At 70.8% G+C, this 16,555-nt stretch carries 16 protein-coding genes; 10 read left to right on the top strand and 6 right to left on the bottom strand.

All coding sequences use genetic code 11. The features are described from left to right. Positions 1-111 precede the first annotated feature (111 nt). Together ACIRF9_RS02110 and ACIRF9_RS02105 are read left to right on the top strand one after the other, a co-directional pair. Positions 112-825 carry an LPXTG cell wall anchor domain-containing protein gene (locus ACIRF9_RS02110; protein WP_403814893.1) on the top strand — a complete coding sequence of 238 codons (714 nt, stop codon included), beginning with the start codon at positions 112-114 and terminating at the stop codon, positions 823-825. Between the two features lie 85 nt (positions 826-910). Beyond that, on the top strand, positions 911-2,224 hold the full coding sequence (locus ACIRF9_RS02105; RefSeq protein WP_403814890.1) for an FAD-binding oxidoreductase: 1,314 nt from the start codon (positions 911-913) through the stop codon (positions 2,222-2,224). Between the two features lie 4 nt (positions 2,225-2,228). Here the strand turns inward: ACIRF9_RS02105 and ACIRF9_RS02100 are convergent, their stop codons facing one another. Then, the gene (locus ACIRF9_RS02100; protein ID WP_403814888.1) at positions 2,229-2,807 is read right to left on the bottom strand and encodes a biotin transporter BioY; all 579 of its coding nucleotides are present in this window, start codon (positions 2,805-2,807) and stop codon (positions 2,229-2,231) included. 423 nt (positions 2,808-3,230) lie between these two features. Here ACIRF9_RS02100 and ACIRF9_RS02095 point away from each other — a divergent pair, with 423 nt between their 5' ends. The 6 genes from ACIRF9_RS02095 to ACIRF9_RS02070 all read left to right on the top strand — a co-directional run bounded on the left by ACIRF9_RS02095 (position 3,231) and on the right by ACIRF9_RS02070 (position 9,617). After that, positions 3,231-4,436 carry an ROK family protein gene (locus ACIRF9_RS02095; RefSeq protein ID WP_403814885.1) on the top strand — a complete coding sequence of 402 codons (1,206 nt, stop codon included), beginning with the start codon at positions 3,231-3,233 and terminating at the stop codon, positions 4,434-4,436. A 208-nt stretch (positions 4,437-4,644) separates the two neighbouring features. Then, positions 4,645-5,703 carry an ABC transporter substrate-binding protein gene (locus tag ACIRF9_RS02090; protein ID WP_403814882.1) on the top strand — a complete coding sequence of 353 codons (1,059 nt, stop codon included), beginning with the start codon at positions 4,645-4,647 and terminating at the stop codon, positions 5,701-5,703. A 7-nt stretch (positions 5,704-5,710) separates the two neighbouring features. Next, positions 5,711-6,553, top strand: coding sequence for an ABC transporter permease (locus ACIRF9_RS02085; RefSeq protein WP_403814880.1), 843 nt, complete (start codon positions 5,711-5,713; stop codon positions 6,551-6,553). Next, entirely contained in the window at positions 6,529-7,245 is a 717-nt protein-coding gene (locus ACIRF9_RS02080) for an ABC transporter ATP-binding protein (protein ID WP_403814877.1), read from the top strand. Before ACIRF9_RS02085 ends, ACIRF9_RS02080 begins: the two co-directional genes overlap by 25 nt. A 124-nt stretch (positions 7,246-7,369) precedes the next feature. Further along, on the top strand, positions 7,370-8,710 hold the full coding sequence (locus tag ACIRF9_RS02075; protein ID WP_403814875.1) for an LLM class flavin-dependent oxidoreductase: 1,341 nt from the start codon (positions 7,370-7,372) through the stop codon (positions 8,708-8,710). A gap of 13 nt (positions 8,711-8,723) precedes the next feature. Beyond that, complete coding sequence (locus ACIRF9_RS02070; RefSeq protein WP_403814872.1) at positions 8,724-9,617, top strand: TauD/TfdA dioxygenase family protein; 894 nt, start codon at positions 8,724-8,726, stop codon at positions 9,615-9,617. A gap of 67 nt (positions 9,618-9,684) precedes the next feature. Here the strand turns inward: ACIRF9_RS02070 and ACIRF9_RS02065 are convergent, their stop codons facing one another. Then, positions 9,685-10,461 (bottom strand): SAM-dependent methyltransferase, encoded by a 777-nt coding sequence (locus ACIRF9_RS02065; RefSeq protein ID WP_403814869.1) that lies wholly within the window; start codon positions 10,459-10,461, stop codon positions 9,685-9,687. A 57-nt stretch (positions 10,462-10,518) separates the two neighbouring features. Continuing rightward, a complete protein-coding gene (locus tag ACIRF9_RS02060; RefSeq protein ID WP_403814867.1) occupies positions 10,519-11,163 on the bottom strand; it encodes a DsbA family protein in 645 nt (214 codons plus the stop codon). 152 nt (positions 11,164-11,315) lie between these two features. Here ACIRF9_RS02060 and pepN point away from each other — a divergent pair, with 152 nt between their 5' ends. After that, positions 11,316-13,895, top strand: coding sequence for an aminopeptidase N (gene pepN, locus ACIRF9_RS02055; RefSeq protein ID WP_403814865.1), 2,580 nt, complete (start codon positions 11,316-11,318; stop codon positions 13,893-13,895). Between the two features lie 15 nt (positions 13,896-13,910). Here the strand turns inward: pepN and ACIRF9_RS02050 are convergent, their stop codons facing one another. The 3 genes from ACIRF9_RS02050 to ACIRF9_RS02040 all read right to left on the bottom strand — a co-directional run bounded on the left by ACIRF9_RS02050 (position 13,911) and on the right by ACIRF9_RS02040 (position 15,680). Further along, positions 13,911-14,651 (bottom strand): zf-HC2 domain-containing protein, encoded by a 741-nt coding sequence (locus ACIRF9_RS02050; protein WP_403814862.1) that lies wholly within the window; start codon positions 14,649-14,651, stop codon positions 13,911-13,913. Beyond that, positions 14,644-15,246, bottom strand: coding sequence for an RNA polymerase sigma factor (locus ACIRF9_RS02045; protein ID WP_403814859.1), 603 nt, complete (start codon positions 15,244-15,246; stop codon positions 14,644-14,646). The genes ACIRF9_RS02050 and ACIRF9_RS02045 overlap by 8 nt, the downstream gene beginning before the upstream one ends. Positions 15,247-15,326: 80 nt before the next feature. Further along, on the bottom strand, positions 15,327-15,680 hold the full coding sequence (locus tag ACIRF9_RS02040; protein ID WP_403814857.1) for a hypothetical protein: 354 nt from the start codon (positions 15,678-15,680) through the stop codon (positions 15,327-15,329). Positions 15,681-15,945: 265 nt separating this feature from the next. Here ACIRF9_RS02040 and ACIRF9_RS02035 point away from each other — a divergent pair, with 265 nt between their 5' ends. Further along, on the top strand, positions 15,946-16,380 hold the full coding sequence (locus ACIRF9_RS02035) for a cupredoxin domain-containing protein (protein WP_403814854.1): 435 nt from the start codon (positions 15,946-15,948) through the stop codon (positions 16,378-16,380). The last annotated feature ends 175 nt before the right edge of the window (positions 16,381-16,555 follow it).

Below are 16,555 nucleotides of genomic sequence, written 5' to 3'. Positions count from 1 at the left end.
CCCCCTCCATTGCCCGGCCCCACCAATTCATGCCGTACCAGCATAGTGCGGAGAAATCTTGTGGTACCTCTTCAAGTACTGCGAATTCAGGCGCAGCAAAGGGGGGCGAACATGAGTTCTCGTCATGCGACGGCCATCACCGGATCACTGGTCGCTGCATCGTTCTCGGCGGTGCTGATCCTTTCCTTCCCGGCCGGTGCGGACGACACGGGACCCGGGAGCGCCAAGGGAGGAAAGGCGGTGGACGAGGCACCGGCCGGGGTGCGGCTGACCACGCTGCTGCCCGAACGGATCTCGGTCGACAACGCCTCACAGGAAACGGCGATCACCGCCACGGTGAAGAACGAGGGAACCAAGGACAGCGGAAAGATCAGGGTGTGGGTCGTCGGATTCGACGGCCTGACCGTGAAAAACGTCCAGGGGTGCACCACGATCGCGGAGAAAAACCTCCCAGAGGGCTCGAACAGCGGTTTCTCCTGTCCCATCGACAATCTCGCGGCCGGGGCGTCGAAGTCCTACGACGTCGAAGCGACTTTCGATCTGAACAAGACCGGGAAGATCTGTCTGCCCGTCCAGACCAGCGACGGGAAGAAGACGTTCTGGCAGCAGGGCCCGGTGCCGTTCGGCACGACGAACCCGTCGCCGAACGCCCCCGCCACCCCGCTGCTCCTCGGCACCGACAACACACCCGCCGCGCCCAGCGGTGACGAACTGCCGAAGACTGGCGTCGGACGGGACCTGCTGCCGCTCGGCGCGGCCGGGGTCTCGCTGCTCGCGGCGGGCACGGCCGGGCTGTGGTGGGCCCGTCGCCGACCGGAGAGCTGACGCCCCTCGCAGGCCTCGCACGTCCCACCGAGGGCCCCGCATAACCTGACGGGGGCTGTCAGGTTATGCGGGCAGCATCCTCCGTATGGACACCGTGACCGCCACCGCCGACCTCCCCGTCCTGCACCCCTCCGACCCCGGCTACGAGGACGAACTCGCCGGATTCCAGACCGGGTTCACCCAGCGGCCCGCCGTGGTCGTGGCCGCCCGGACCGCCGCCGACGTGGCCGGTGCCGTGCGGTACGCGGCCGCCCGGGGGCTGCCCCTGCGGGTCCGGGCCACCGGGCACGGGCTGCCCGGCGCCTCGGAGGGCGGACTGCTCATCACCACCCGACGCATGGACGGGGTGAGTGTCGACCCCGTGGCCCGTACCGTCCGCGTCGAGGCGGGCGTGCGCTGGGGTGATGTCGTCGCGGCGGCGGAGCCGTACGGTCTGGCGCCGCTCAACGGAAGCGCGCCGAGCGTGGGGGCCGTCGGGTACACGCTGGGCGGTGGACTCGGCATCCTGGCCCGGGAGTTCGGGTACGCCGCCGACCACGTCCGCTCCCTCGACGTGGTCACCGGGGACGGGCGGGCGAGGACGGTCACCGCCGAGGCCGAGCCCGGCCTGTACGGGGCGCTGCTCGGCGGCGGCACCGAGGGCCTCGGTGTCGTCACCGCCCTCGAGATCGGGCTCGTACCGGTGAGGACGCTGTACGGCGGCTCGCTCGCGTTCGACGGGCGGGAGGTCGGCGCGGCGGCCGTACTACGGGCGTACGAGGCGTGGACGCGGACCGTGCCCGAGACGCTGACCTCGTCCTTCGCCGCCGTACCGTATCCGGATCTGCCGGCCCTGCCGCCGCGGCTGCGGGGGCGGTACGTCGTGGCCGTGCGGGTGGCGTACACGGGCGAGGACGGGGAGGGGCTCGTCGCGCCGCTGCGGGGGATCGGGCCGGTGCTCGCCGATTCGTTGCGGGAGATGCCGTACTCCGAGAGCCACACCATCCACAGCGATCCGGACTTCCCGCACGCCTACTACGGGGAGGCCGCGGTGCTGAGCGAACTGGACGTGGAGCGGGGCGGCGAACTGCTCGGGCTCACCGGGCCGGACGCCGGGGCCATGTGCGTCGTGCAGGTCAACCACCTGGGCGGGGCGCTGGCGAAGGCCGCGACGAACGCGGTGCCGTACCGCGAAGGGCGTTTCCTGGTGCGGCTGTTGACCATGGGCGAGCGGGAGGCGGCGCGGGCCCTGCTCGACCCGGCCTTCGCGGTGCTCGCCCCGCACACCCTCGGGCGGGCCGCCAACTTCGCCTTTGGGGCCGGCGACCGGGCCGACGGGCTGTTCGACCCGGACACACGGAAGAGGCTCGCCGAGATCAAGTCGCGGTACGACCCGGCGAACCTCTTCCGGAGGGACTGAGGGATCAGCGGCCCGCGAACTTCCAGGCGGTGGGCAGCAGGCCCATCGCCAGGGCCGCCTTGACGGCGTCGCCGATCAGGAACGGGGTGAGGCCGACCGCGATCGCGGTGGAGAAGGAGAGGTCGGCCGCGTAGGCCAGGTAGGGGACGCCGACGGCGTAGATGATCGCCTCGCCGACCAGCATCGCGCCGGCCGTGCGCCACACGCTGCGGTCCGCGCCCCGGCGGGCCAGGGCGCCCACGGCGGCGGAGGCGAGGATCATGCCGAGGATGTAGCCGAAGGAGACGGAGATCCCGGAGGCGCCGCCGGCGAACCACGGCACACCGGCGAGGCCGGCCAGCGCGTACACGACGAGCGCGGAGACACCGCGCCGGGCACCGAGGGAGGTGCCGACCAGGAGCGCGGCGAAGGTCTGGCCGGTCACCGGGACCGGGGAGCCGGGGACCGGCACCGCGATCTGCGCCGCGAGACCGGTGAGCGCGGCACCGCCGAGGACGAGCGCGACGTCACGGACGCGGGACGCGGGCAGGAGGTCGGCGAGGACCTCTCCGGGACGGGCGGCGCTGGCGGCAGCGGTGCTCATGGGGACTCCGCGGGGAGGAGGACGGTTGGGGACACCGCGACGCTATCCCAGCGCCCAGGGGCCACCCACCGTCAGCGCTCGACAAAGAGGGTGACGGAAGGTTGGTGGGCTCCAGACAAAGGATGTCGGTTACACCGGCAGGGGCGTGACAACGATCACTGAGGTGGAGAGGTTTCGCTCACCTGGCGCCCCGTCAACGGATTGTGAACTCCCACCAAAGGAATCCTAGCGCTCTGGTCGGATTCACCTTTCCTGCCCTACTCTTCCAGACATGGTTGCCCAGGCCCGGAACTTCACGTCGCGTCGCTATGTCGATCTGCGACGCCAGGGCACGGCCACCTGTCGCCGCCCGGTCTGAGGCGGGGTCACGGCACCGCCTCGGCTTCCGAGACGTGTCGGCCCCGTTCCCGAGGACGGTCAACCATGCCCCGTACCGCGGCACCACCCCCTGTCCGCAAGTCCCCTGTCCCCCGTGTCGCCGACAGCGACCGGCGGCGCACCAGCGCCAGTGTGATCCTGCGGTCCGTGCTGGAGCACGGTCCGGTGGCGCGCTCCACCATCGCCCGGCTGACCGGGCTGTCCCCGGCCGCCGTCACCGACCACTGCACCCGGCTCACCGCGCTCGGACTGATCCGGGAGTCGGCCGCGCCCCGGCGCAGCAACGGGGTCGGCCGCCCGCACGTCCCCGTCGACCTGGACGACTCGCGGTTCGTCGTCGGCGGGATGCACGTGGCCGTGCCGTACACCACGGTCGCACTGCTCGATCTGCGCGGACGGGTCGTCGCGCGCCGCGAGTTGAAGCACCACGGCACCGAGCCGTACGAGGTGCTGGCGCGGGCGGCCGACGGGCTGGCGGCGCTGCTCGCCGAGGCGCCGGACAGCCGGCCGCTGGGTGTCGGGTTCGCCGCCGGCGGCTGGGTGGACCGGGACTCCGGGACCGTCGTCGAGCATCCGCTGCTCGGCTGGCGCGAGGTGCCGGTGCGGGAGGTCGTCGAGGCGCACACCGGACTGCCGGTCCATGTCGACGGCCACGCGCGGGCGCTGGTCAACGCGGAGCGCCTGTTCGGACGGGCGCGCGGCAGCCGCAGCGTGCTGCACCTGTTCGTGGGGAACGTGGTCGACGCGGCGTTCGCCACCCATGACGAGGTGCACCACGGGCCGCGCTCGCAGGCGGGCGTCATCGCCCATCTGCCGGTGCCGGGCGGCACCGAGCCGTGCGGGTGCGGGCGCGTCGGATGCCTCCAGGCCGAGTTGAGCGAGCGGACGCTGTGCCGGCGGGCGCGGGATGCGGGCGTCATCGGCGGCGTGAACCCCCTGCACGTCGTCGCGGCAGCGGCCGCCGGTGACCGGGCAGCGGTACAGCTGCTGACGGACCGGGCGGGAGCGGTCGGCCGGGCGGCGCGGCTTCTGCTGGACGTGCTCAATCCGGAGACCGTGGTCGTCACCGAGGTCGGCGTCATCCACCGGAAGGACTGCCTCGACGCGCTGCGTGCGGGGGTCGGCGACGAGCGCGCCACCGCTGTCATGCCGACGAGCTTCCCGGATTCCGTCCTCGCCATGGCGGGCGGATCCGTGGCTCTGGACGTGCTGTACCGGGACCCACTCGCGTTGTCGTCGCGGGCGACTTAATTCAGAAACTCCGAATGTTGACAGGCCCCGCACCAGAACAGGACCATCGTTCCATGAGCTGTCGCACTTTCTGTTGCTGACGCCCCGGTGCGCCGGGAGCGCACCCTTCTCCCCGTCTTTCAGACGTGGTCTTTCACGCGTGAATTCCCTTGCCCAGGTCTGAATTCCGCATGCCATTTTTCGCCGCTTTCCCCTGAGGGGTTCTCCCATGCCTTCGACCTATGACCGTCGGGTGTTTCTCGCCTCCCTGCTCGGTGCCGCCGCCGGTGTCGCCGGTCTCAGCGGCTGCGCCGAGAGCAGCGCCGCCGCCAGCAGCAGCAAGGGCGCGTCCACCGCTCCTCTCGCCGAGAAGGTGCCCGCCGGCACCAGCCTGAAGATCGCCTCGTTCCAGAACGTCCAGCAGTTGCAGTTCAAGCTGGCGAAGCTGCCCAAGTTGCCTTTCACGGTGTCGAGTTGGGTGAACATCGGGGCCGGCCCGGATGTCATCAACGCCTTCCGGGCGAAATCCCTGGACCTCGCGAACAACGCCGGTATCCCGCCGATCCAGGCGCATTACCAGGGCTACGACGCGAAGATCGTCGCGATCAACATCACCCGCAAGCCGAATTACCTCTTCGCCACCAAGCCCGGCAGCGACATCCGCTCGGTCGAGGACTTCAAGGGCAAGAAGCTCGCGTTCTCACAGGGCCAGGCGCAGGGTGTCGTCCTGCTGCGGGCGCTCAGGAAGGCGGGCATCGCGTACGACGACGTGAAGCTGGTCCCGCTCACCAGCAACCAGTTCCTCACCGCGCTGCAGTCCGGCCAGGTCGACATCGCCCCGCTCAGCAACAGCCAGGCGCCCGCCTACCTCCAGCAGTACGAGTCCAAGGGCGCCCGCACCATCACCACCGACGTCGTCGACCTGCTGAACCTGCTGTGGGCGCCGGTGTCCGTGCTGAACGACGAGGCGAAGGCGGCCGCGGTCGCCGCGTACATCCCGCAGTGGGCCAAGGGCCAGGTGTGGCAGTACGAGAACCCCGACATCTGGAACGAGGAGTTCTACGTCAAGACGCAGAACCTGACCCTCGCCCAGGCGAAGGCGATCTCCGAGCTCGCCAACAAGCCGCTGTTCGCGCCGAGCTGGGACGAGGCCATCGCCTGGGAGCAGGAGACCGCGGACCTGCTCGCGGAGGGCGGCTTCGTGAAGAAGTTCGACGTCTCCTCCCTCTTCGACCACCGCTTCGAAGGCATCGCCGCGAAGTCCGTGCCCGCCGAGTACCGGAGTTGATACCGCCATGACCACCACCACGCTGGGCACGGCCGCTCCCGTGGCCGCGACCGCCGAACGGTCGCGCAGGCGCCGCCGCAGCCTCGCCCCCGGCAAACGCCTCCCCGCCGCCCGTCTGATCGGGCCCCTCGTCCTCCTCGCCCTGTGGGCCGCCGCCTCCGCCGCCGGACGACTCGACCCCGGCGCGATCCCGGCGCCCTGGACGGTCCTGAGGACCGGCGTCCACCTGTGGACCGACGGGACCCTGCCCACCGACGTCCTCACCTCCCTCGAACGCGCGGCGTACGGCTTCGCGATCGGCCTCACCGCCGGAGTGGCCCTCGCCCTCGCGTCCGGTCTCAGCCGGGCAGGGGAAGCGCTGATCGACGGAACCGTGCAGCTCAACCGGGCGATCCCGGTCCTCGGTCTGATCCCGCTGTTCATCCTGTGGCTGGGCATCGGCGAGACCTTCAAGATCGCGATCATCGCCATCGTCGTCTACATCCCGATCTACCTGAACACGCATGCCGCGCTGTCCGGCATCGACAACCGGTTCGTCGAACTCGCCGAGGTGCAGGGCCTGTCACGGGTCCAGTTCATCCGGCAGATCGTGATCCCCGGCGCGCTCCCCGGATTCTTCGTGGGACTCCGGCTCGGCGTCACGGGATCCTGGCTCGGCCTGGTGGTCCTGGAGCAGATCAACGCCACCAGCGGCCTCGGCTACATGATGTTCCAGGCCCAGAACTACGGCCAGTCGGACGTCATCCTGGTCGGCCTCCTCATCTACGGCGTCTTCGGCCTGGTCTCCGACAGCGCGGTCCGTCTCATCGAACGGAGGGTGCTGTCGTGGCGCCGCACACTGAGCAGCTGACCCGTCCCGCCGTGCGGTTGCGCGGCCTGACCCGGTCCTTCGACGGGCGTACCGTCCTCGACGGCCTCGATCTGGACATCCCCGCCGGGCAGTTCGTCGCCCTGCTCGGGCACAGCGGCTCCGGCAAGAGCACCCTGCTGCGGGCGGTCGCCGGCCTGGACCACGAGGTCGCCGGGAGCGGACAGCTGACCGCGCCGGAGCGGGTGTCCGTTGTCTTCCAGGACTCCCGGCTGCTGCCCTGGCGCCGGGTGCTGGACAACGTACTCCTGGGGCTCGACGGCAGGCAGGCCGAGGAGAAGGGCCGCGAGGCCCTCGCCGAGGTGGGGCTGAAGGGCCGTGAGCGGGCCTGGCCCAACGAACTGTCCGGCGGTGAGGCACAGCGTGCCGCGCTGGCCCGCTCGCTGGTCCGTGAGCCGGAACTGCTCCTCGCCGACGAGCCGTTCGGGGCGCTCGACGCGCTCACCCGGATCAGGATGCACGCCCTGCTGCGCGAGCTGTGGGAGCGCCACCGGCCGTCGGTGCTGCTCGTGACCCACGACGTGGACGAGGCGATCGCCCTTGCCGACCGTGTCCTGGTCCTCGACCACGGCCGCATCAGCGTCGACGTGGCCATCGACCGCGATGCGCATGCGCGCGGCGAGTACCGGTTGCGGCTGCTGGCCGCGCTCGGTGTGACCGAGGACATCAGGTGACCCTGCTGGGGGCTGCCGCCCCCAGACCCCCGCTTCGGCCCTGAACGGGCCTCGTCCTCAAGCGCCGGACGGGCTGGAATACACGGCCGGCGTTCGCAAGTCCCGCCGTTGCAAAGGACCACCCATGCCCCGCCAACTCCACCTCAACGCCTTCCTCATGAACACCGGCCGCCACGAGGCCTCGTGGCGGCTCCCCGAGAGCGACCCCCACGCCCATGTCGAGCTGGACCACTACGTCGGGCTCGCCCGGATCGCCGAGCGTGGCACGTTCGACTCCCTCTTCCTCGCCGACGGGCCGCAGCTGTGGGGGAACATCGCCCAGCGGCCGGCCGGCGCGCTGGAGCCGCTGACGCTGCTCACCGCGCTGGCGACGGCGACCGAGCACATCGGTCTGATCGCCACCGCGTCCACCTCCTACAACTCCCCCTACAACCTGGCCCGCAAGTTCGCCTCGCTGGACATCATCAGCGGCGGCCGGGCGGGCTGGAACATCGTCACGACGGCCGGTGCGGAGGCCGCCCGCAACTTCGGTCTCGACGCGGAGCCCGCGCACGCCGAGCGGTACGCCCGGGCCGCCGAGTTCCTCGACGTGGCGCTGAAGCTCTGGGACAGCTGGGAGGACGACGCGATCCTCGCCGACAAGGCGACCGGCGTCTGGGGCGACGATCACAAGATCCACCCGCCCCGGCACCAGGGGACGTACTTCAGCGTCGAGGGCGCCCTCAACGTCCCGCGCAGCCCGCAGGGGTACCCGCTGCTCGTGCAGGCGGGGTCGTCGCAGGACGGCAAGGCGTTCGCGGCGCGGTACGCGGAGGCGGTGTTCACCGCGCAGCAGACGCTCGCCGACGCGCAGGCCTTCTACGCCGACCTCAAGTCCCGTACGGCGGCGGCCGGCCGGGACCCCGAGCACATCAAGGTGCTGCCCGGCATCGTCCCGGTGCTCGGTTCGACGGAGGCCGAGGCGCGGGCGAACGAGCAGGTGCTGGAGGACCACATCGTGCACCGGCACGGGGTCGCCAACCTGGAGCGACTGCTGCAGCTGCCGGAGGGTTCGCTGGGGCTGGACGCCGAACTGCCGGCGGACCTGCCCTCCGAGGACGCCATCGAGGGCGCCAAGAGCCGCTACACCCTCGTGGTGGAGCTGGCCCGGCGCGATCGGCTGACCGTGCGGCAGCTGATCGGGCGGCTCGGCGGCGGGCGCGGGCACCTCACCTTCGCGGGCACGCCCGAGCAGGTCGCCGCCACGATCGAGACCTGGTTCACGCAGGGTGCCGCCGACGGCTTCAACATCATGCCGGCCGTCCTGCCGTCCGGCCTGGACGCCTTCGTCGACCACGTCGTCCCGATCCTGCGCGCCCGCGGCCTGCTGAGAACGGAGTACGGCCCCCGCCGGACCCTGCGGGAGCGCTACGGCCTCCCCCGCCCCGCCAACCAGTACGTCAGCCCCGCACTCGCCACCGTCTGAAAGGACCCCTCGCATGTCCCTCGACATCCGCAAGGTCACCGCCCGCATCGGCGCCCGTGTGTCCGGCGTCGACCTCTCCGAGCCCCTCGGCGAGGAGACCCACGCCGCCCTGCGCGAGGCGCTCAACGTGCACAAGGCGCTGGTGTTCGACGAGGTGGGCCTCGACGACGAGGGCCAGCAGGCCTTCGTCCGCCACTTCGGCGACATCACCACCGCCCACCCCACCGTGCCCTCCGTCGACGGCACCCCCAACGTGCTGCCCGTCGACAGCGAGCGCGGCCGGGCCGCCAACCACTGGCACACCGACGTGACCTTCGTCCTCAACCCGCCGCAGGCCACCAGCCTGCGCAGCCTGACGATCCCGCCGTACGGCGGCGAGACCCTGATCGCCAACTCCGCGGCCGCCTACCGCGACCTGCCCGAGCCGCTGCGCCGGCTGGCCGACACGCTGTGGGCGGAGCACACCAACGACTACGACTACGCCGTGCCGGAGGAGGCGGTCGACGAGGAGCAGGCCGCCGCCCGCGCCCAGTTCACCTCCATCACGTACCGCACGGTCCACCCGGTGGTCCGAGTCCACCCGCTGACCGGTGAACGCGGCCTGTTCATCGGCGGGTTCGCGCAGCGGATCGTGGGGCTGTCGGTGGCCGAGTCGCGCAAGATCCTCGATCTGCTCCAGTCGTACGTGACCCGCCCGGAGAACGTGCTGCGGCACCGCTGGTCGGAGAACCAGCTGGTGCTGTTCGACAACCGCATCACCCAGCACTACGCGATCGACAACTACGACCACCTGCCGCGCCGGCTGCACCGGGTGACCGTCGCGGGTGACGTGCCGGTCGGCATCGAGGGCAAGGAGAGCTACTCGATCGAGGGCGACGCGGCGCACTACACGTCCGTGGCGGCGTAGGCACGGCCGGTACCGGGCGGAGGGCCCTCACGTGGGAGACACGTGAGGGCCCTCGTGCGGTGTCGGGTCAGGGCTTGCGGCCCAGGCCGCCGTGCTGGCCGATCGGGGTCGGGGTCGTGCCCGGCTCCGGGTGCCAGAGGGGGACGGAGACGACGCCCGGCTCGACCAGGTCCAGCCCCTCGAAGTAGCCCTCGATCTGCTCGACGGGGCGCAGGAAGTAGGGGACCGCGCCGGTCTCGTTGTAGGCGTCCTGGGCCTCTTCGTAGGCGGGGTCGGTGCCGCGTGAGCCCTCGTTGAGGGAGAGGTAGCTGCCGGAGGGAAGGCCGGCGAGGAGGGCGCGGACGAGGTCGCGGGCGCGGTCGTAGCCGTCGACGTGCCCGAGGATGCCGCTGAGGATAAGGGCGGTGGGGTGGGTGAGGTCGAGGGTCTTCGCCGCCGCCTCGAGGATGTTCTCCGGCTCGTAGAGGCTGAGGTCCTCGTAGGCGGTCTCGCCCTCGGGGGTGGAGGTGAGGAGGGCGCGGGCGTGGGTGAGGACCAGGGGGTCGTTGTCGACGTAGACGATCTTCGACTCGGGGGCGAGGCGCTGGGCGACCTCGTGGGTGTTGTCGACCGTGGGCAGTCCGGTGCCGACGTCGAGGAACTGGCGGACGCCCGCCTCCTGGACCAGGTACCGGATGCTGCGGCCGAGGAAGGCGCGGCTGCTGCGGGCGATGGTGACGATGCCGGGGAAGACGGCGGTGTAGGCGTCACCCGCCGCCTCGTCCACCGGGTAGTTGTCCTTGCCGCCCAGCCAGTAGTTCCAGATGCGGGCCGAGTGGGGTACCGAGGTGTCGATCTCCGTCATGGAGCCAATGGTGCCCCCGCGAGGGTGCCTCGCGGGGGTGTTCGTGCGCAGGAGTTGTTACAGATTGCTGAAGTCGGGGCCCTTGGTTCGGGTGCGCTTGATCTCGTAGAAGCCGGGGACCGAGGCGACCGCGACGGTGCCGTCCCAGAGGCGGGCGGCCTCCTCGCCCTTGGGGGCGGGGGTGACGACCGGGCCGAAGAAGGCGATCTGCTCGCCGTCGGGGCCGGGGACGGCTATGACCGGGGTGCCGACGTCCTGGCCGACCTTGTCGATGCCCTCCTTGTGGGAGGCGCGCAGCTGGGCGTCGAACTCGAAGTCCGTCTGCTCGGCGTAGTCGAGGAGGGAGGCGGGCAGGCCCACGTCCTTCAGGGCGCCCGCGATGGCCTCCAGGGTCGGGCCCTCGCCGTTGTTGTGGATGCGGGTGCCGAGCGCGGTGTAGAGCGGGCCGAGGACGTCGGCGCCGTGCAGCTGCCAGGCGGCGGTGACCACGCGCACCGGCTGCCAGGCCTTCACCGCGAGCATCTCGCGGTACTCCTCGGGCAGCTCGTCCAGCTTGTTCTCGTTGAGGACGGCGAGGCTCATGATGTGCCACCGCACCTCGATGTCACGGACCTTCTCGACTTCCAGGACCCACCGGGAGGTCATCCAGGCCCAGGGGCACAGCGGGTCGAACCAGAAGTCGACGGGGGTCTTCTCGGACATGTGTCTCCTCAAGAGATCTTCAAGAGAAAAGGCCTTCCCCGCGTCAACACCGTCGTCCGTGCCGCGCATTCCCTGCTGCCCGCGGTCAGGGGTGCATGGCAGGATCGCTGCTGACTGGAAACCGTCCGGCCATCAACGAGGGAGTACCGCCCGTGCCCGGTGAGAACCTGTCCCGCGACGAGGCCCGGGAGCGGGCCGTCCTGCTGTCCGTCGACGGGTACGACGTGTCCCTCGACGTGCGTTCGGCGATCGCCGAAGGGAACGGCGAGCCGCGCACCTTCCGCTCGGTCACCACGATCCGCTTCCGCTGCAACGAGCCGGGTGCCGCCAGTTTCGCCGACCTGATCGCGCCGAGTGTGACCTCCGTCTCCCTCAACGGCCGGGATCTGGACCCCGGCGAGGTCTTCGACGGCTCCCGGATCCTGCTGGAGGACCTGGCCGCCGAGAACGAGCTGGTCGTCGACGCCCAGTGCGCCTACTCCCGCACCGGTGAGGGCCTGCACCGCTTCGTCGACCCCGAGGACGGCGAGGTCTACCTCTATACGCAGTACGAGCCGGCCGACTCCCGGCGGGTCTTCGCGAACTTCGAGCAGCCGGACCTCAAGGCCCCGTTCCGCTTCGAGGTGCGGGCGCCCGAGGAGTGGACGGTGTGGAGCAACGGCGCCGGCGAGCGCGCCGACGGGGTGTGGCGGTTCGCGGAGACGAAGCCGATCTCGACGTACATCACCTGTGTCGTCGCCGGCCCGTACCACTACGTCACGGACTCCTACACCCGTGACCTCGGGGACGGTACGACCCTGGAGATCCCCCTCGGCGCCCTGTGCCGCAAGGGCCTCGCGCCGTACTTCGACGCCGACGACGTCTTCCTGATCACCAAGCAGGGCCTGGACTTCTTCCACGACCACTTCGACTACCCGTACCCGTTCGGGAAGTACGACCAGGCGTTCGTCCCCGAGTACAACCTGGGGGCGATGGAGAACCCGGGTCTGGTGACCTTCCGGGAGGAGTACATCTTCCGGGGGAAGGTGACGCGGCTGTCGTACGAGAGCCGGGCGAACGTCATCCTGCACGAGATGGCCCACATGTGGTTCGGCGACCTGGTCACCATGGAGTGGTGGGACGACCTGTGGCTGAAGGAGTCCTTCGCGGACTTCATGGGCTCCTTCTCGCTGGTCAACGCCACCCGCTTCACCGAGGGCTGGATCACCTTCGCCAACCGCCGCAAGGCCTGGGCGTACCGCGCCGACCAGCTGCCCTCCACCCACCCGATCACCGCCGACATCCGCGACCTGCAGGACGCCAAGCTCAACTTCGACGGCATCACCTACGCCAAGGGCGCCAGCGTGCTCAAGCAGCTGGTGGCGTACGTGGGCCAGGACGCGTTCCTGGAGGGCGCCCGCCGCTACTTCAAGCGGCACGCGTACGGCAACACGCGCCTGGGCGATCTGCTGTCGGTGCTCGCGGAGACCAGCGGCCGGGACATGGGGACGTGGGCGCGGTCCTGGCTGCAGACGGCCGGCGTGAACTCGCTGACTCCGCAGGTGCTGCTGGATCCGGAGGGCCGGATCGCCGAGCTCGCCGTGGTGCAGGAGGCCCCGGAGTCGCACCCCGAGCTGCGGCCGCACCGGGTGGCGATCGGCCTGTACCGCCGGGAGGAGGGCCGTCTGGTGCGGTACGCGCGCACCGAGGCGGACGTCGACGGCCCGCGTACGGTCGTGGCGGACCTGGTGGGCGAGGCGGCCCCGGAGCTGGTCCTGGTCAACGACGAGGACCTGACGTACTGCAAGATCCGCTTCGACGAGACCTCGCTGGACACCCTGCGGTCGCACCTGGGCGACATCACCGATCCGCTGGCCCGCGCCCTGTGCTGGTCGGCGCTGTGGAACATGACCCGGGACGCGCTGCTGCCCGCGCGGGACTTCATCGCCCTGGTGCTGCGGTTCGCGGGGCGCGAGTCGGACATCGGGGTGCTGCAGATGCTGCACGCGTGGGCGGAGTCGGCGCTGGTGCACTACGTGGCGCCGCCGCTGCGCGGCACGGGTGCGCGGCTGCTGGCGGAGGGCGCCGAGCGCGAGCTGTACGCGGCCGCGCCGGGCAGTGAGCACCAGCTGGCGTGGGCGCGGTTCTTCGCGCAGACGGCCGAGGACCCGGCGGGCTTCGAGCTGCTGCAGGGCTTGCTGGACGGCACCTCGGCCATCGAGGGGCTGGAGGTCGACCAGGAGCTGCGGTGGACGTTCCTGGAGCCGCTGGTCGCACACGGGTACGCCGACGAGAAGGCGCTGGAGGCGGAGCTCGCCCGTGACGACACCGCGTCCGGCAAGCGCCACCAGGTCCGCTGCCTCGCCGCCCGCCCCTCGGCGGCGGTCAAGGCGCAGGCCTGGGCCCAGGTGGTGGAGTCGGAGGCCCTCTCCAACGCCCTGGTGGAGGCGACGATCGCCGGCTTCAACCAGCCCTCGCAGCGGGAGCTGCTGGCGCCGTACGCGCAGAAGTACTTCGCGTCGATCGAGCGTGTGTGGTCCGAGCGGTCCATCCAGATCGCGATGACCGTCGTCAAGGGCCTGTTCCCCTCCCTCCAGGACTCCCCCCAGACGCTGGTGGAGACGGACGTCTGGCTGGCCGCGCACGACTCGGCGCCCCCGGCCCTGCGCCGGCTGGTTCTGGAGGCCTGGGACGACCTGGCACGGGGCCTGCGCGGACAGGCGTGCGACGCGAGGGCCGAGGAGCACCACTAGGAGGCGTCCTGTCGCTCACGCCGTGAAGCGCGCGGTGGCGAGGACGGTGCCGTCGGTGGAGGTGAGACGGGCGCCGGTGAGGGTGGCGGGGTCCACCGGAGCCGGGGCTCCCCAGGAGCCCTTGCCGTCGCGCAGCGCGAACGTGCCGATACGGACCGTGCTGCCGTCCTTGCGTTCCAGCAGGCAGGTGGCCCGGCCGTGGTAGGCGGTTCCGGCGTGGGCGAGGTCGACGGTCATGTAGATCCAGCCGGGGGCACCGGCGTGGGCGTAGATCTCGCCGACCGGTTCGTGCCCGGCTGTGGTGAGATCGGCGAGCAGCATCTCCGCTTCGGCAGGCTGCGAGGGGGCGGTCGTCGCGCTCTCGAAGGACGTGCCGAGGGCCCAGCCCCCGAACCCGAAGCCGAGCGCGAGGAGGGCCGCGGCGGCGGCCGCCCTGAGCCGGACCCGTCCGCGCAGTCCCTTGCGCGACAGCTTGAGACCGGTCCTGTGCGCGCGTTCGTCATGTGCCGCCGCCGCTGCCGCGGCTTGGCTCAGCCGCTGCGACGCCCGGGTTTCGAATCCGACGGGAGGCTCACTGCCGGGCAGCAGACCGAGCAGCCCGTCGCCGAGGAGGGAAAGGTCCGCGACATGCTCCCGGCAGTCCGCGCAGTGGTCCAGATGCGCGATCGCGTCGGCCCGCTCCCGGCCTGACAGAATGCCGAGAGCCAGTTCGGCGCCGATCTCCTGCAGCTGCCCGCAGGTCATGTCGTTACGCATGGTCGCCTCGCTTCGAAGGCGGGGGAGACGCGGGGTGTCTGAGCGTGTCGCGCAGCCTTCCCATGGCCGTCCGGATCCGTGTCTTCGCCGTGCCCAGCGGGATCTGCTCCAGGTCGGCGATCTGCTGTGCCGTCATCCCGTAGACACCCGCCATCACCAGGGCGCGGGCCTGTGCACGCGGCAGCCGCGCCACGGCGGCCCGCAAGCCCGCCGACGCCTCGTCGGCCAGGGCGTGGTCCTCGGGGGTGTCGGTGACGACATCGAGGAGTGCCTCGATGTCCGCGGGGGCCACCGGCTCCGACCGGCGCGCGCGGACGGCGTCGATGGCGAGGTTGTGCGCGATGGTGGTCAGCCATGTCGTCACCGATCCGCGACGGGAGTCGTAGATCTGGGCGTGCCGCCACGCTCGCTCGAAGGTCTGCTGCGCCACGTCCTCGGCGAGTTGCGGATCACCCAGGACGGCGATGGCGACGCCGAAGACCGTGTGCTGGAACCGGCGTACGAACGTGACGGCGAGCTCGGGGTCGCCCGTGGCCAGCCCGGACAGCAGCGCCTCGTCCGGGAGACGGCCTGCCGGGAAGCGGAACCTTCGCATACCCGTATATACGGTCCGTCCCGGCCAGGAGATTGCCTGGCGGCCACGGAAGCCCACGCTCCCATTGTCTCCCCGTTCCGCTACCTGCCCGCAGGCACGCGGGCGCGTTCGGGAGCGGTGGGCGCCGGGGCCCTGCGAACGGCGTACCAGGCGGCGAAGGCGGCGAGGAACGCCACCTCGGCGATCATGGACAGGGTCCCGTAAGGGGGATCCCAGCCCTCTTCGTGGTAGTCCGGCAGTCCGACGGTGCGGGACAGTGCGAAGCCGAGGATCATGCCGGCGCTGACCAGCGCGCCGCCCCACCACGCGAATACGGGATTCGGCAGCGCCAGGCCCCAGGCGGCGAGGACCAGCGCGACACCGCCGACGAGGAACAGGGTTCCCATGTAAGGCACTTCATCGAGGTGCTCGGGGACGAGCAGGAGATGAACCACGGCACTGAGGAGAGCGGCCGCGGCGCCCGCCCATCGAAGTGACGACTCGGTGACAGACGACTCAGTGACATCGGAAGACATTCGGGCCTCCTGGTGAGTGACTTCGGCGGCCGGATCTATCCAGACCTGTGAGGTGTACGTCACGGGCCGGCAAATGGTTCTTGATCGTCACCGCTTCGCGGGCAGGACCCGGCGGGAACCGCAATCCCTCGCGCGCGCCCCGCCGTATCCGGTGCAGAGCGAAAACGGCGAGGAGGGTCGGGCCATGACGGGAAAGCCGAGTCGGAGTGGAGCGGCGGCGGCCTGTGCGATGGCGCTGGCCGCCGGGGTTCTCGCGGCGTGCGGAGGATCGGGCGGCGGGGGCACGGCGTCCCTGTCCACCCCCGAGAACGGCCGCAAGGCGGCAGGGACAACAGTGATCGTGACGATGACCGACTACAGGCTGGCCCTGTCGACCAGGACGTTCACGGCCGGTGACCACACGATCGTGGCCAGGAACGAGGGGCACACCGTCCACTCGCTGGAGATCGAGGGCAAGGGCTCCGAGGTCCGGCTGCCCCGTGACCTCCGGCCGGGGCAGTCGGCGCGGCTCCACGTCACGCTGAAGGACGGCGGCTACGAGCTGTACTGCCCCGTGGGCAACCACAAGGAACTGGGGATGAAGACGGAGATCACCGTCCGCGGGGATGCCACCGGGTAGCCATGGCCATGGATTCTGCCGGAGGTGACCGTTACGGAATTCAGGCAATCAGACCCGTAACCCCTGGCCCCGCCCGACGGGACCAGGGGTTTCGACGCCTACTCGGCATCCGAACACCCGTCCTTTAGGACGAGCTTGTCCTGGTTTGTCGACAGGCGTGTAACAGCGGTTAAAG

Origin of the sequence: Streptomyces sp. NPDC096132 (assembly GCF_044763345.1) — a bacterium.
Lineage (GTDB): Bacteria > Actinomycetota > Actinomycetes > Streptomycetales > Streptomycetaceae > Streptomyces.
Note: the sequence above shows the minus strand (reverse complement) of the source record. Positions and strands in the feature narration are given on the sequence as shown.

Excerpts from the sequence above, each read along its gene's own strand:
- ACIRF9_RS02110 (WP_403814893.1), top strand. The coding sequence starts at position 112 with ATGAGTTCTCGTCATGCGACGGCCATCACCGGATCACTGGTCGCTGCA.
- ACIRF9_RS02105 (WP_403814890.1), top strand. The coding sequence starts at position 911 with ATGGACACCGTGACCGCCACCGCCGACCTCCCCGTCCTGCACCCCTCC.
- ACIRF9_RS02100 (WP_403814888.1), bottom strand. The coding sequence starts at position 2,807 with ATGAGCACCGCTGCCGCCAGCGCCGCCCGTCCCGGAGAGGTCCTCGCC.
- ACIRF9_RS02095 (WP_403814885.1), top strand. The coding sequence starts at position 3,231 with ATGCCCCGTACCGCGGCACCACCCCCTGTCCGCAAGTCCCCTGTCCCC.
- ACIRF9_RS02090 (WP_403814882.1), top strand. The coding sequence starts at position 4,645 with ATGCCTTCGACCTATGACCGTCGGGTGTTTCTCGCCTCCCTGCTCGGT.
- ACIRF9_RS02085 (WP_403814880.1), top strand. The coding sequence starts at position 5,711 with ATGACCACCACCACGCTGGGCACGGCCGCTCCCGTGGCCGCGACCGCC.
- ACIRF9_RS02075 (WP_403814875.1), top strand. The coding sequence starts at position 7,370 with ATGCCCCGCCAACTCCACCTCAACGCCTTCCTCATGAACACCGGCCGC.
- ACIRF9_RS02070 (WP_403814872.1), top strand. The coding sequence starts at position 8,724 with ATGTCCCTCGACATCCGCAAGGTCACCGCCCGCATCGGCGCCCGTGTG.
- ACIRF9_RS02065 (WP_403814869.1), bottom strand. The coding sequence starts at position 10,461 with ATGACGGAGATCGACACCTCGGTACCCCACTCGGCCCGCATCTGGAAC.
- ACIRF9_RS02060 (WP_403814867.1), bottom strand. The coding sequence starts at position 11,163 with ATGTCCGAGAAGACCCCCGTCGACTTCTGGTTCGACCCGCTGTGCCCC.
- ACIRF9_RS02050 (WP_403814862.1), bottom strand. The coding sequence starts at position 14,651 with ATGCGTAACGACATGACCTGCGGGCAGCTGCAGGAGATCGGCGCCGAA.
- ACIRF9_RS02045 (WP_403814859.1), bottom strand. The coding sequence starts at position 15,246 with ATGCGAAGGTTCCGCTTCCCGGCAGGCCGTCTCCCGGACGAGGCGCTG.
- ACIRF9_RS02035 (WP_403814854.1), top strand. The coding sequence starts at position 15,946 with ATGACGGGAAAGCCGAGTCGGAGTGGAGCGGCGGCGGCCTGTGCGATG.